The sequence below is a fragment of the Erwinia sp. CGal63 genome, assembly GCF_037026505.1.
In the GTDB taxonomy this organism is placed as follows: Bacteria; Pseudomonadota; Gammaproteobacteria; order Enterobacterales; family Enterobacteriaceae; genus Erwinia.
Genome location: NZ_JAKUMN010000003.1, coordinates 84,911 through 98,024 on the forward strand (window position 1 = coordinate 84,911; position 13,114 = coordinate 98,024).

The following is a 13,114-nucleotide window of genomic DNA, read 5'->3' on the forward strand; positions in this document are numbered from 1 at the left end:
ACTCTCTGAACGCGTTATTCGGAGAGAAACCATGATGATCCCGGCGATCCGTCCGCCAACAACCTGGCCGCAGCGTATACAGGTGCCGCTACAGGTTGCGTTTTATATCCTTTTCTTTATGGCCGCCCAGCAGCTGGTCGACTGGCTGCATCTGCCGCTGCCCGCCAATATTGTCGGGATGCTGCTGCTGCTCGCACTGATTATGCTGCGGGTACTGCCGCTAAACTGGGTTAAAGCCGGCTCGCGCTGGCTGTTGGCGGAAATGCTGCTGTTCTTTATTCCAGCGGTGGTAGCGGTGGTCAACTATTCGCAGCTGCTGCGGGTCGACGGCTGGCGCATTTTGTTGGTCATTATGATCAGCACGTTATTAGTGCTCTCCGCCACAGCGATAGTGGTAGATCGCGTCTACCGTCTTGAGCTATGGCTGGAGCAGAGGAAGAAGGAGCGGCGCGGTGAGTAACTTATCTGTCAGCCTGTTTTGTCTGCTGGCGACTCTGCTGGTTTATTTCCTGAACAAGCGTCTTTATCGACGCTGGCACAGGCTGCTGCTGATGCCGCTGGTAATGACACCGATGGTGCTGGTCGCGCTGCTGCTGCTGACCCATATCTCCTGGAATAATTACATTGGTGAAAACCGCTGGCTGCTATGGCTGCTGGGGCCGGCAACGCTGGCATTCGCCGTGCCCGTTTATGAAAATATGGCGATAGTACGTCGTCACTGGCTTTCGCTCAGCGCAGGCGTGTTTACCGCAACCCTGGTTGCGGTGTGCAGTTCGGTATGGCTGGCAAGATTGTTGACGCTGCCGGAAGCGATTCAGCGTAGCCTGGCGGTTCGTTCCATCACCACGCCTTTCGCGCTGGCTGCGGCGAAACAGCTGGGTGGCCAGCCCGATCTGGTGGCGCTGTTTGTGGTTATCACCGGCGTGTTCGGCATGGCCGTCGGCGATCTGCTGTTTATCCGTCTGGCGGTTAGGCAAGGACTGGCGAAAGGGGCGGGTTTCGGTGCGGCTTCGCATGGCGCCGGCACGGCTCGCGCCTATGAGATAGGGCAGGAAGAAGGCGTGGTAGCCAGTCTGGTGATGATGCTGTCGGGCGTGGTAACGGTGATTATCGCACCGCTGATCGGCCGTATTATGTGGACTATAACTTAGCGGACATATTCTGTTACCGCGAGACAGTAACCTTAACTAAACGAACCGCAGAATTCATCGCATTCTCATTTAATTCCAGCGGATGTTGGTTTACTCTTCGCTGCCGTCGGGAAAACGGCAGAAATTCATCAGGAGAATCAAATGAAAGCAGTGGCAATTACCGCAGGCGCTCTGGCGCTGCTGGCGCTGGCCGGTTCGGCGCAGGCAATTGAAGGCGGCATCGATGTGGGTCGCGACTATACCAATCTGCACGCGGGTCTGGGCACGACTACGCCAGGTTTCGCGCTTTCCGGCAACTGGCTGCGCAGCGATCACGATGGCAGCATGGGCAGTCTGGGTCTGGGTTACAACGTAGGTCTGGGCGATGTGCTTATTTCGCCAGGCGTTAAAGCGATCTCTACCAACCCGAGCGACAATAAAGATGGTTATGCCATTGCGGTCGGCGTCGGTGCCAGCGCGCCGATCACTAACATGTTCAACGTTTTCGGCCAGTACTACTACTCGCCGGACGCTTTCTCCAGCCATATCGATAACTACCAGGAAGCCTCCGCTGGCGTAAGCTTCCAGCCGATCTCGCTGGTTGACGTGCGTGTAGGCTATCAGTACCTGGCGATGAACGGCAAAAATGGCCGCAAAGATAACGTCATTGCCGACGGCCCCTACGTAGGTGCTTCTCTGCACTTCTAAGCTTCTTTGTCATAGCGAATCCGGTAGCCAGGCCAGCCGGATTCGTTCTTCTCTGTAATAATCGTCATGAAAGCTGATGATTTTTAATAAGGTTACCGCGATTACTGATCTGTTTTTGGTTTTTTTGTGGAAAGATTTCAGCGCTGTTAAAATAATGCGTTACCTTTCTGATTTAAAAGAGTTGTTAAAATATAATTCCTTTTGTTTGCTGATTTGATGGGTTGATCCTGTCATTAAACATTTGCTCTGCATTATAATTAAAAAGCGCGGTGTTTATTAATTATTTACTTCAAATGAATTTATTTTAAAATAAATAGTTAAGAAAAATATCAAATATAAAAAACTGTATAATGCCTGTTTTGTGGCTTGTCGCACTGAAAATCTTTTGCATTTCTTTCATTTATGCTTATTTTTCAATTTTTTTTAGATTCTCCGCCTTTTTGTCCTAAATTCTCTTCCCCTTTTTTGCCTGTTCTGTAAGAATTCTCTTATCAGGAGCTGGTTAACTTCAAAGAATTATTTCTTAATTTACAAGCAACCTGATAGACGCTTCTTAATCTATATTGCTCAGGGTTTTTAATGACTCTTTTGCGAGTGAGGAGTTTGTCTTTTTATCATTCTTAACTTTTTTCCTCCAATGGGATTAATCTATTTTTTGAGTTAAAGGAATATTTAAATGGAAATGAATAAGACTTTTGTAGCAGCAATGATGGCTTTGAGCATGGCATCTGTGGCTCATGCCGATCAGGGACACGGTAAAGTAACTTTTACCGGATCGATCATTGAGGCGCCTTGCTCAATTAATCCGGATTCTACTGAGCAGGTTATTCCTCTGGGTCAGGTTTCTACTAAGGCTTTGGCGGATGGCGGCACTTCTTTGCCTCGTCCTTTCCAGATCAACCTGGAAAACTGTTCACTGGGTACCGCTTCCACTGTCACCACCACCTTCAGCGGCGCTGAAGGCGCTAACGGCATGCTGGGTATGACAGGAACGGCACAGGGCGCCGGCATCGTTATTACCGATGGTAACGGCAGCATTGTTAAGCTGGGCACAGCCAGCCAAGGCCAGAAGTTGCAGGACGGACAGAATACGCTGAGCTTCTCTGCCTATCTGAAAGGCGATGATACGAAAGATGCCGAAGGCAAAGCAACTGCTGTTGTAGTGCCTGGTGAATTCCAGAGTATCGTTGACTTTACGCTGGCTTATCAGTAATAGCGCTAATTAATAAGTACGCTCCCTGCTTTTAAGCAGGGAGTTTTTATATAATAAGTTAATGTGATAAGCCGTTTAATAAATTTTATTTAGAATTAACCTGGCGTGGACGAGGCGGCTGTTATCCGAGTGATAATAAATTAATTTGAATTTGTATAGATTGTTGATGATATCTTTATGCTTAAGCAGGTCATGTTAAAGATAAGTGTCCGGATTATTATTAACTAATCATGGCATACACAATTTTACTATTATAAAGCGCCGTGATTATGAGCATTGCTCTAATACATAAAGCCGATCTTTCTTCCCGTCGACGTTCTCTGTTTTATCCACGGTGCAAAACGAAAATTTCTAACATGACTAATGCTTTCAGGCCGGCTTTTATAGCGCTTTATCAGATGGAAGGAACCTGATGACGAAGATTGATTCTTTAAAACGGTATCCTGTACAGTTATGGAATATTGTATTTGGGGTTGCATTGTTGTGCTGCTATGTGAAGGACGTGTATGCCGAAGAAATAGAATTTAACACCAGCATAGTGGACATACAGGATAAAGAAAATATCGATTTCAGTCGGTTTTCACGAGCCGGCTATATTATGCCAGGTAAGTACACGCTGACGTTGCGCGTGAATGACAGTGAAATGTCCGAGCTGCCGATTGACTGGTTTACCGCCGACGACGATGAGAATGAGAGCAAGCCTTGCCTGACCGCAAAGCTGGTGGAGGTTATCGGTCTTAAGCCTGCGCTTAAGCCAGACCTGACGTGGTGGCATCAGGGAGAGTGCCTGAATCTCGACAGCCTTCCCGGCGCAACCGCGCGTGGCGATTTAGGCGCGAACGCGCTTTACCTGAACGTGCCGCAAATCTATATGGAATATCGCGCGCCTAACTGGGACCCGCCTTCGCTATGGGATGAAGGCGTATCGGGCGTGCTTTTCGACTATTACGCCAGCGCTCAATCCCGTCGTGAAAACGATAGCGGCACGGTTAACACCGTCACCGGCAACGGCGTGGTGGGCGTTAACACCGGCCCCTGGCGCCTGCGCGCCAACTGGCAGGGAAACTATAACAACGGCACCGATCGCAGACGATTAGACTTGGAATGGACTCGTTTTTACGCCTGGCGCGCCTTGCCGAAAATCAACGCCAAATTAGGGCTGGGTGAGAACTCTCTCTATTCGGATATCTTTGATAGCTTTTCCTACACCGGCGTCAATCTGGCGACGGACGACAGCATGTTACCGCCTAATCTACGCGGCTACGCGCCGGAGATAAGCGGCGTAGCGAGAACCAACGCTAAAGTTATCGTCAGCCAGCAGGGAAGAGTGATTCAGGAAACTCGCGTAGCCGCAGGGCCGTTTCGTATTCAGGATCTGAGCGAAATGATCAGCGGCGAGCTGGATGTTCGGATAGAAGAGCAGGATGGCTCGGTGCAAACCTTCAGGGTTAATACCGCCAGCGTGCCTTATCTGACGCGTCCTGGCCAACTGCGTTACAAGCTGGTCGCTGGCCGACCTTCCGACTTCCGCCACAGTCTGGAAGGCCCCGCTTTTACCACCGGCGAATTTTCCTGGGGAGTCAGCAACGGCTGGTCGCTGTATGGCGGCGCGATCGGGAGCGAGAATTACAACTCGCTGGCGATGGGGATTGGCCGGGATTTAATGGCTTTTGGCGCGCTTTCATTCGATGCCACGCAGGCATGGGCGCGTCGCTTGCCTTTTGAGGATAGCGGCTCGCAAAGCGGCGCCTCCTGGCGTTTAAGCTATGCCAAACGCTTTGATGAAACCGATAGCGAAATAAACTTCGCTGGCTACCGCTATTCGGAGCAGGGCTATATGAGCATGGGCGACTATCTGAATGCGCGTAAATATGGCGAGAATTACGGCAACGGCAAGGAGATGTACACCGCCACCTTTAACCAGCGGCTGCGCGACTGGCGGATGAGCGTTTATCTGAACTACTCCCATCAGAGCTATTGGGATCGACCTGATAACGATCGCTTTACGTTAACGGCGGCGAAATATTTTAACTTCCTCGGCCTGCGCAATATCAGCCTGTCGGCGACCGCGTACCGCAATAAATACAGCAACAGCCGTGACGACGGCTTCTATCTGTCGTTCTCTTTGCCCTGGGGCAACAGCGGCACGCTCAGCTATAACGGGGCTTTCAACCATAACGATAGCACCCATCAGGCCGGCTATTTCAACAGTCTGGACGACAGGAACAACTATCAGGTAAGCGGCGGTATGTCCCGCAATGGCGCCACGGGCAGCGGCAACTACAACTATCTGGGCGATATCGCGCAGCTCCATTTCAATGCCGCGTATCAAAGCAATCGCTACTCCACGATGAGCGTTTCGGCGCAGGGCGGCGCGACGGCGACGGCGCAAGGCGCGGCGCTCCATCGTATCAGCATGATGGGCGGCACCAGAATGATGATCGATACCGCTGGCGTAAGCGGCGTGCCGATAAAAACCTGGGGCGCCAACACCCGAACCAACCGCTTCGGCCTGGCGGTGGTCGGTGATGTCAGCAGCTATTACCGCAACCGCGTCAGCATCGATATCAACGGGCTGCCGGACAATGCGGAAGCGACGGGATCGGTCATGCAGCGCACCTTAACCGAGGGCGCCATCGGTTACGGCAAGTTTGATGTGATATCGGGCGCCAAAGCTATGGCCATGCTGCGGCTGGAAACGGGCGACACACCGCCGTTTGGCGCGGTAGTGGAAAACAGCCAGCGTCAGCATGTCGGCGTGGTAGGCGATGACGGCAGCGTTTATCTGAGCGGGATGCAGCCGGGCGAAAAAATGCGCGTGTTCTGGAATGGCAAAGCGCAGTGCGAACTGGAACTCCCCAAAAAGCTGCCGGCGGATTTTATGCAAAACCTGTTTTTACCCTGCCGCGCGCTGGCAATTATCTCCTCTTCACAGAGTGAAGAGGCTATCAAAAACCAATGAATGACAAAGGTGAAAAATGAAGTCATCCCACAAGCTGCTTCCGTATGCGGCGGTTCTGTTAAGCGTTTTATCGAGTGTGCCAGGCTACGCCGCTGTTGCGCTGGATCGTACCCGCGCCGTGTTTAACGGCGATCAGAAATCGATCAGCATGACGGTGACTAACGAGAGCAAAGAGCTGCCTTATCTGGCGCAGGGCTGGCTTGAAAACGAGGAAGGAAAAAAAATCCGCGATCCGCTTGTGGTGCTGCCGCCGGTTCAGCGTATCGAACCCAAAACCAAAAGCCAGGTAAAGATTCAGGCGCTGCCATCGGTCGCCGGCTTACCGCAGGATCGGGAAACGCTCTATTACTTCAACCTGCGGGAAATTCCACCGCGCAGCAATACGCCTAACTCGCTGCAGCTCGCGCTGCAGACGCGCATCAAACTGTTTTATCGTCCGCAGGCGATAATTCTGGAAAGAAACGCCGTGCCGTTCCAGGAACAGCTGACGCTGACGCGCGTCGGCGAACATTATCGGGTGAACAATCCTACGCCTTACTACATCACACTGGTTGATGGCCGCAGCTCGGTAAATGGCCCGTCGGTTGAAGGATTTACGCCGCTGATGGTGGCGCCGAAAAGCGAAGGAGTGCTGGAGGTTTCCGCCAAAGCGCTGGGCAGCAATCCGGTTCTTACCTACGTCAATGACTTCGGCGGTCGTCCGAAACTGCAATTTACCTGTCGCGGAGCCGACTGTAAGGCGTCGCCTGTAAAAACCAACGCCCGTGGCAGCTGAGTGGAAAATTGTAGCCAACTAACCGGGCCGGGAACGGGGGGATAAATATGTTATCCATTTTAAAAAAGCCGCTGCTCTGCGTATTGGCCTGGCTGCCGCTATATCCGGTTCACGCCGCGAATCAGCCCGACGTTTATAAGTTCACCATGACGGCGAATGTCGTACAGGCGGCCTCCTGCAAGCTGAACGACGGCAGAGAAGTGAAAGTCTCCTTCGGCGACCTGGTCGAGGTCGGGAAAATCAACGGTTACAACTATAAAACGCCCGTTGAGTGGAATTTTCACTGCGATAGCGTGGGGAAAAATGAGATGACCCTGCAAATCGAAGGCGTCGAAGCGGACTTCGGTCAGGGATTACTTTATGTCAGGCCTGGCCTGGCTATTGAAATTCGCCAGGGCGACACCTTATTGCCTCTCAATACGCCGCTGGCGTTCGACGGCAGCAATCCGCCGGTTTTAACGGCGGTGCCGGTAAAAAATAAAGCGGCCGTCTTGACGTTAGGAGCTTTTGAAGCCACGGCGACGATCAAGGTGAACTACGAATGATTAATTTCGCAAAACTCTGTGGATGGGCAGGTCTGTTTATCGCGCTTTCTACGCCTTCGCTGTTTGCGGCAGAGCGGGAGCTGTCGGTCAAGGCCAAATTTAGCGGCACGCTGATCGAAAACCTGACGCCGTGCACTATTCATCCCGGCGATGAAATTCTGACTTTTCCCCTGGCGCAGGTCAGCTTCAGCGCGCTGAAGGTGGTTCCGGAAGGGCCGCGTCAGCCGTTTGCCATTCGGCTGGAGGATTGCGAGCTCGATCCGGAAAGCGCTGGCCTGATTGAAGTTTCCCTTTCCGGGCAAAGCGACGGCAACGGCATGCTGGAGATGGATGAGGGCAGTACGGCGGCAGGCGTGGTTATCGGTTTCGAAACCCTGCGCGGTCAGCCAGTACCGCTGAACGCCTCGTCAGCGCCATTAAAACTGCCGCTTAACGCCAGCGAGGTGGTTATCCACCTGCAGGCCTATTTAAAAGCCGTGGACAGCGATTCCCTGCAGCCGGGCGAGTTCACCGCCACGCTGAACTACATCATTAACTACCTGTGATGGCGCGGCTTGCTTGCGCACTGTTCGCCGGGCGCCACAAGTTATAAGGACGCATAATGTTAAAATTGCTGCTCGCTTTTTGCCTTACCTGCTTTTCCATACCTACTTTCGCCTGGTATTACAACTCCGTTCCGGGAATTACCACAGGGCTGACGGTCAGAGACGGCATGATATCGGTACAGGCCGGCACGGATATCTGGCTCTGCTCCACGCGCGGCAGCGACCGTACCCTGGTGTTTCATATCTATGGGCTTGAAACGCGCGATATCGAGGTCGGTGCGACCTTTATCGGTATGAGCGACTCCGCAACCGGCATCCCCACGGTGCAGCAGTGCCAGGACGCCACTGATGAAACCGCATCGCATATCAAAGTCGCACAATATCGTTTAACGCAATCGATCAGCGTGCCGGTGCAGGAAGGGGATTTCAACGTTTGCTGGTCCGGCTGGGATGGAACAGGTAAGGATGCGCGCTGCACCAGCGGGCTGCCGATGACGCCAGCCGACGACTGTAGTTCGGAAATGATCAATTACAGCAATGATGCCGGCACCCTGATCGCCGGAGAGGCCGTCGATCGTAATGTCAAAGTGGGCGATCTGACGATACGCTGTAAAACCGTAGATAACACCACGCTGGAGATCACTCAGCAGGCCTCGGCGGACAATGTGCTGCAACAGAAGATCGTCGATGAAAACGGCACGCTGTTTGAAGGGCTGCGCCTGTTCAGAAACGGCCTGACTACGTCGCTCTATATGCACTCTACCGGCACGCCCAAAACCGCGCAGCGTATTGAGGACAGCGTGGTGATCACGCTTAATTACTTCTGATTCGGCAGGCGCTGCCCGTGCAGCGCCTGCGTTTTCGCTAATGGCTTTTACCGCTCTCAATACCAATGCCCGTCTGCGAACGGACAAACTGCGCCTGAAAACGCTGGCGCTCCTGCTCGCCTGCCGCGGAATGATCGGTGATCGAGAAAAGCCAGGTGCCGACAAAGGCGATCAGCATAGAGAAGAGCGCCGGATATTCGTAGGGAAAAACGGGCTGCGCGTGGCCCAACACCTGCACCCAAACCGTCGGCCCCAGAATCATCAGCACTACCGCAGTGACCAATCCCAGCCAGCCGCCCGCCATCGCGCCCCGCGTGGTCAGCTTCGACCAGTACATCGACAGCAGGATAATCGGGAAATTACAGCTCGCTGCAATCGAGAAGGCCAGCCCGACCATAAAAGCGATATTCTGCTTTTCGAACAGAATGCCCAGCGCGATAGCGACCACGCCCAATACCAGCACGGTGATTTTCGATACGCGCAGCTCCTGCTTCTCCGTCGCCTGGCCTTTTTTCACCACGCTGGCGTAGAGATCGTGCGATACCGCCGACGCGCCAGCCAGCGTCAGACCGGCGACCACCGCCAGGATAGTGGCGAAGGCCACGGCGGAAATAAAGCCCAGGAAGAGGCTACCGCCGACCGCGTCGGCCAGATGCACTGCCGCCATATTATTGCCGCCAATCAGCAGCCCGGTCGCGTCTTTGAACGCGGGATTGGCGCCGACCAGTAATATCGCGCCGAAGCCGATAATGAAGGTCAGAAAATAGAAATAACCCATAAAACCGGTGGCGTAGAACACGCTTTTCCGCGCTTCGCGGGCATCGCTGACGGTGAAGAAGCGCATCAGGATATGCGGCAGACCGGCCGTGCCGAACATCAGCCCCAGCCCAAGCGACAGCGCGGAGATCGGATCGTGAACCAGGCCGCCGGGCCGCATAATCGCCACGCCTTTCGGATGCACCGCCATCGCCTGGGTAAAGAGATTATTAAAGCTGAAGCCGACGGTTTTCATCACCATAATCGCCATAAAACTGGCACCGAACAGCAGCAGCACCGCCTTGATAATCTGCACCCAGGTCGTGGCTAACATGCCGCCAAACAGCACATAGAGCACCATCAGGATACCGACCAGCACCACGGCGACGTGATAGTCCAGCCCGAACAGCAGCTGGATCAGCTTGCCCGCGCCGACCATCTGCGCAATCAGGTAGAGCGCGACTACCACCAGCGAACCGCAGGCCGAAAGGGTGCGGATCGGCAGCTGCCGCAGGCGGTAAGAGGCGACATCGGCGAAGGTGTAACGGCCCAGGTTGCGCAGCCGCTCGGCGATCAGAAACAGGATAATCGGCCAGCCGACCAGGAAGCCCAGCGAGTAGATCAGACCGTCATAGCCGGAAGTGTAGACCAGCGCGGAGATGCCCAAAAACGAAGCCGCGGACATAAAGTCGCCCGCCATCGCCAGGCCGTTCTGGAAACCGGTGATGTTGCCGCCAGCGGTATAGTAGTCGCTGCGCGAGCGGGTGCGTTTGGAAGCCCAGTAAGTGATGCCGAGCGTGGCCGCCACAAACACCAGGAACATCACGATAGCTTCAATATTCGTGGGCTGCTTTTCAACCGCGCCGCTAATAGCGTCGGCCGCGTGAGAAGAGAAAGGCAGCAGCAGAGCGAAATAAAGGAAAAGTTTCATCCTTTCACCTCTTCCAGCAGCGCTTTAGTTAAGCGATCGAATTCGCCGTTAGCTCGCCAGACATAAATACCGGTTAGCAGGAAAGAGATCACGATCAGCCCAATACCGATTGGAATGCCGCGCGTGACGTTGGTATTGGCGTCCAGCGGCGTGCCTAACCAGCCCGGCGCAAAGGCGATTAATAAAATAAAGCCGACGTAGAGAATAAGCATTATTACCGAGAGCAGCGTGGCGAAAGCCTGGCGTTTTCTGACCAACTCTTTAAAGCGCGCGCTTTTTTCAATCCGCTGATATCTGTCGTTCATCGCAGGGTCTCCAGAGATAAGGGTAAAAGCTGTCGATCCGGCTTTGCCATCCTGTTTAGCGACCGCGCCGGTAATGCCTCGTTATCGAAAAATGAAGATCTGATAAATAAAGGGCAGCGTTATTCCCGATACGCTGCCCGACGACGCTTTATTTCTTTTCCTGCAAGTCAGGGCATGGCAATTCCCTGTTTCTCCTCCAGCAGTTTTTCCACTACGCCCGGATCGGCCAGCGTTGAGGTATCGCCTAAATTAGCGGTATCGCCGGCGGCGATTTTACGCAGAATACGGCGCATGATTTTCCCGGAACGGGTTTTCGGCAGCGAATCCGTCCAGTGCAGCACGTCCGGCGTGGCGATAGGGCCGATCTCTTTGCGAACCCAGCCGCGCACTTCGTTATACAGCTCAGGCGTTGGCTCCTCGCCGCTGTTCAGCGTGATGTAGGCATAAATAGCCTGGCCTTTAATGGCGTGTGGAATGCCGACCACCGCCGCTTCGGCGATTTTAGGATGCGACACCAGCGCGGATTCAATCTCCGCCGTCCCCAGGCGATGGCCGGAAACGTTCAGCACGTCGTCCACCCGGCCGGTGATCCAGTAATAGCCGTCTTCGTCGCGTCGCGCGCCGTCGCCGCTGAAATACATGTTTTTAAAGGTGGAAAAGTAAGTTTGCTCGAAGCGTTCATGATCGCCAAACAGCGTCCGCGCCTGGCCGGGCCAGGAATCGACAATCACCAGGTTGCCTTCGCAGGCGCCTTCCAGCGCGTTGCCTTCGTTATCCACCAGCGCGGGCTGAACGCCAAAGAAAGGTTTGGTCGCCGAGCCGGCCTTCAGCTCTGTCGCGCCAGGCAGCGGCGCGATCATAAAGCCGCCCGTTTCCGTCTGCCACCAGGTATCGACGATCGGACAGCGGCTGTCGCCGATTTTCTGGTAATACCACTCCCAGGCTTCCGGATTGATAGGCTCGCCTACCGATCCCAGAATACGCAGCGTGGAGCGATCGGTGCCCGCAATCGCCTTGTCGCCTTCCGCCATCAGCGCACGGATAGCGGTCGGCGCGGTATAGAGCAGCGTCACTTTATGCTTATCCACGACCTCAGCCATACGGCTCGGCTTCGGCCAGTTAGGCACGCCTTCAAACATCAGCGTGGTCGCGCCCAGCGCCAGCGGGCCGTACAGCAGATAGCTGTGGCCGGTGATCCAGCCAACGTCGGCGGTACACCAGTAGATATCGTCGGCGTGGTAATCGAATACATACTTAAAGGTGGTGGCCGCGTAAACCAGATAGCCGCCGGTAGTGTGCAGCACGCCTTTCGGTTTGCCGGTAGAGCCAGAGGTATAAAGGATAAACAGCGGATCTTCCGCGCCCATCTCTTCCGGCTGATGATGCGCGCTGGCTTTGTTCATCAGCTCGTGCCACCAGATATCGCGGCTCTGCCAGCCGATATCCGCGCCGGTACGGCGGAAGACGATCACGTTGCCAACCGTGGTAACGCCAGGATTGGCCAGCGCCTCGTCGACGTTTTTCTTTAATGGGATGGTGCGGCCGGCGCGGATGCCTTCATCGGCGGTAACCACCAGTTTCGCTGCGGAGTCGATAATGCGTCCGGCAACGGCTTCCGGCGAAAAACCGCCGAAAATAACCGAGTGCACTGCGCCAATGCGCGCGCAGGCCAGCATCGCCACGGCGGCTTCCGGCACCATCGGCATATAGATCGCTACCACGTCGCCTTTGTTGATCCCTAACTCTTTCAGAGAGTTAGCGAAACGGCAAACCTCCCGGTGGAGTTCTCGGAAAGTCAGGGTTTTGCTTTCGCTGGCGTCATCGCCTTCCCAGATAATCGCCGGATGTTCGCCGCGATTGTGCAGATGGCGATCCAGACAGTTGGCCGCCAGATTTAGCGTGCCGTCTTCATACCAGCGAATATTGACGTCGCCTGGCGCAAAAGAGGTGTTCTTCACGCGGCTGTAGGGCTTTATCCAGTCGAGAATTTTGCCCTGTTCGCCCCAGAACGCCTCGGGATCCTGTACGGATTGCTGATACATCGACTGATACTGCGGGGCAGTAATCAGCGTATTTTCCGCAATGTTGGCGGGAACGGGATGTCGGTGTTGTTGGCTCATGGCTACTCTCCTTGAAGATGTTAATAATATGTCAATCAAAGGTTGGATGGAGCGAGCCGCCGGGCTTTGTTTGCTTTTTGCGTCGTGGATCACGTCATAACGCCAGGTCATGAAATAGATTAAAAAGTTGCCAAATTATGGCGGAACTTTCCGCGCTTGCTGCCCACTCATTCGCCGCATAACGCAAATCAGCTGTACGAATTGCGCACAATTAAACCAGGCCGCTGTGCCGTGCCTTTGCGCAACACTGCATAGCTATGCGCAATTTGTTAAAAATATTGCCAATTATAACAAAGG

General features: G+C 54.1%; 12 protein-coding genes. 9 read left to right on the forward strand and 3 right to left on the reverse strand.

What is annotated here, in order from left to right; translation table 11 throughout:
• The first annotated feature begins 31 nt into the window (after window positions 1-31).
• The 9 genes from MKZ79_RS11680 (at window position 32) to MKZ79_RS11720 (ending at window position 8,705) form a co-directional block, all read left to right on the forward strand.
• Window positions 32-460, forward strand: a complete 429-nt coding sequence (locus MKZ79_RS11680; RefSeq protein ID WP_336142370.1) for a CidA/LrgA family protein — start codon at window positions 32-34, stop codon at window positions 458-460.
• Window positions 453-1,151, forward strand: coding sequence for an LrgB family protein (locus tag MKZ79_RS11685; RefSeq protein WP_336142372.1), 699 nt, complete (start codon window positions 453-455; stop codon window positions 1,149-1,151). The genes MKZ79_RS11680 and MKZ79_RS11685 overlap by 8 nt, the downstream gene beginning before the upstream one ends.
• Before the next feature lie 141 nt (window positions 1,152-1,292).
• Window positions 1,293-1,838: a YfaZ family outer membrane protein gene (locus MKZ79_RS11690; RefSeq protein WP_336142374.1), complete on the forward strand. Its 546-nt coding sequence runs from the start codon at window positions 1,293-1,295 to the stop codon at window positions 1,836-1,838.
• A 676-nt stretch (window positions 1,839-2,514) separates the two neighbouring features.
• Complete coding sequence (locus tag MKZ79_RS11695) at window positions 2,515-3,051, forward strand: fimbrial protein (protein ID WP_336142376.1); 537 nt, start codon at window positions 2,515-2,517, stop codon at window positions 3,049-3,051.
• Between the two features lie 412 nt (window positions 3,052-3,463).
• Entirely contained in the window at window positions 3,464-6,013 is a 2,550-nt protein-coding gene (locus MKZ79_RS11700) for an outer membrane usher protein (RefSeq protein ID WP_336142378.1), read from the forward strand.
• Between the two features lie 16 nt (window positions 6,014-6,029).
• Window positions 6,030-6,788 carry a fimbria/pilus periplasmic chaperone gene (locus tag MKZ79_RS11705; protein ID WP_336142380.1) on the forward strand — a complete coding sequence of 253 codons (759 nt, stop codon included), beginning with the start codon at window positions 6,030-6,032 and terminating at the stop codon, window positions 6,786-6,788.
• 47 nt (window positions 6,789-6,835) lie between these two features.
• Entirely contained in the window at window positions 6,836-7,333 is a 498-nt protein-coding gene (locus MKZ79_RS11710; RefSeq protein WP_336142382.1) for a fimbrial protein, read from the forward strand.
• Window positions 7,330-7,878: a fimbrial protein gene (locus tag MKZ79_RS11715; protein WP_336142384.1), complete on the forward strand. Its 549-nt coding sequence runs from the start codon at window positions 7,330-7,332 to the stop codon at window positions 7,876-7,878. Before MKZ79_RS11710 ends, MKZ79_RS11715 begins: the two co-directional genes overlap by 4 nt.
• 56 nt (window positions 7,879-7,934) lie before the next feature.
• Window positions 7,935-8,705, forward strand: a complete 771-nt coding sequence (locus MKZ79_RS11720; protein WP_336142385.1) for a hypothetical protein — start codon at window positions 7,935-7,937, stop codon at window positions 8,703-8,705.
• A gap of 37 nt (window positions 8,706-8,742) precedes the next feature.
• Here MKZ79_RS11720 and actP read toward each other — a convergent pair whose 3' ends face one another.
• The 3 genes from actP to acs all read right to left on the reverse strand — a co-directional run bounded on the left by actP (window position 8,743) and on the right by acs (window position 12,817).
• Window positions 8,743-10,392 carry a cation/acetate symporter ActP gene (gene actP, locus MKZ79_RS11725; protein WP_336142386.1) on the reverse strand — a complete coding sequence of 550 codons (1,650 nt, stop codon included), beginning with the start codon at window positions 10,390-10,392 and terminating at the stop codon, window positions 8,743-8,745.
• Window positions 10,389-10,697 (reverse strand): DUF485 domain-containing protein, encoded by a 309-nt coding sequence (locus MKZ79_RS11730; RefSeq protein ID WP_336142388.1) that lies wholly within the window; start codon window positions 10,695-10,697, stop codon window positions 10,389-10,391. The genes actP and MKZ79_RS11730 overlap by 4 nt, the downstream gene beginning before the upstream one ends.
• Window positions 10,698-10,864: 167 nt before the next feature.
• Complete coding sequence (gene acs / locus MKZ79_RS11735; protein ID WP_336142389.1) at window positions 10,865-12,817, reverse strand: acetate--CoA ligase; 1,953 nt, start codon at window positions 12,815-12,817, stop codon at window positions 10,865-10,867.
• Window positions 12,818-13,114 lie beyond the last annotated feature (297 nt).

Bases quoted from the DNA above. Each gene is read 5' to 3' on its own strand.
- MKZ79_RS11680 (WP_336142370.1), top strand. From the start codon at position 32: ATGATGATCCCGGCGATCCGTCCGCCAACAACCTGGCCGCAGCGTATA.
- MKZ79_RS11690 (WP_336142374.1), top strand. From the start codon at position 1,293: ATGAAAGCAGTGGCAATTACCGCAGGCGCTCTGGCGCTGCTGGCGCTG.
- MKZ79_RS11695 (WP_336142376.1), top strand. From the start codon at position 2,515: ATGGAAATGAATAAGACTTTTGTAGCAGCAATGATGGCTTTGAGCATG.
- MKZ79_RS11700 (WP_336142378.1), top strand. From the start codon at position 3,464: ATGACGAAGATTGATTCTTTAAAACGGTATCCTGTACAGTTATGGAAT.
- MKZ79_RS11705 (WP_336142380.1), top strand. From the start codon at position 6,030: ATGAAGTCATCCCACAAGCTGCTTCCGTATGCGGCGGTTCTGTTAAGC.
- MKZ79_RS11710 (WP_336142382.1), top strand. From the start codon at position 6,836: ATGTTATCCATTTTAAAAAAGCCGCTGCTCTGCGTATTGGCCTGGCTG.
- MKZ79_RS11715 (WP_336142384.1), top strand. From the start codon at position 7,330: ATGATTAATTTCGCAAAACTCTGTGGATGGGCAGGTCTGTTTATCGCG.
- MKZ79_RS11720 (WP_336142385.1), top strand. From the start codon at position 7,935: ATGTTAAAATTGCTGCTCGCTTTTTGCCTTACCTGCTTTTCCATACCT.
- actP (WP_336142386.1), bottom strand. From the start codon at position 10,392: ATGAAACTTTTCCTTTATTTCGCTCTGCTGCTGCCTTTCTCTTCTCAC.
- MKZ79_RS11730 (WP_336142388.1), bottom strand. From the start codon at position 10,697: ATGAACGACAGATATCAGCGGATTGAAAAAAGCGCGCGCTTTAAAGAG.
- acs (WP_336142389.1), bottom strand. From the start codon at position 12,817: ATGAGCCAACAACACCGACATCCCGTTCCCGCCAACATTGCGGAAAAT.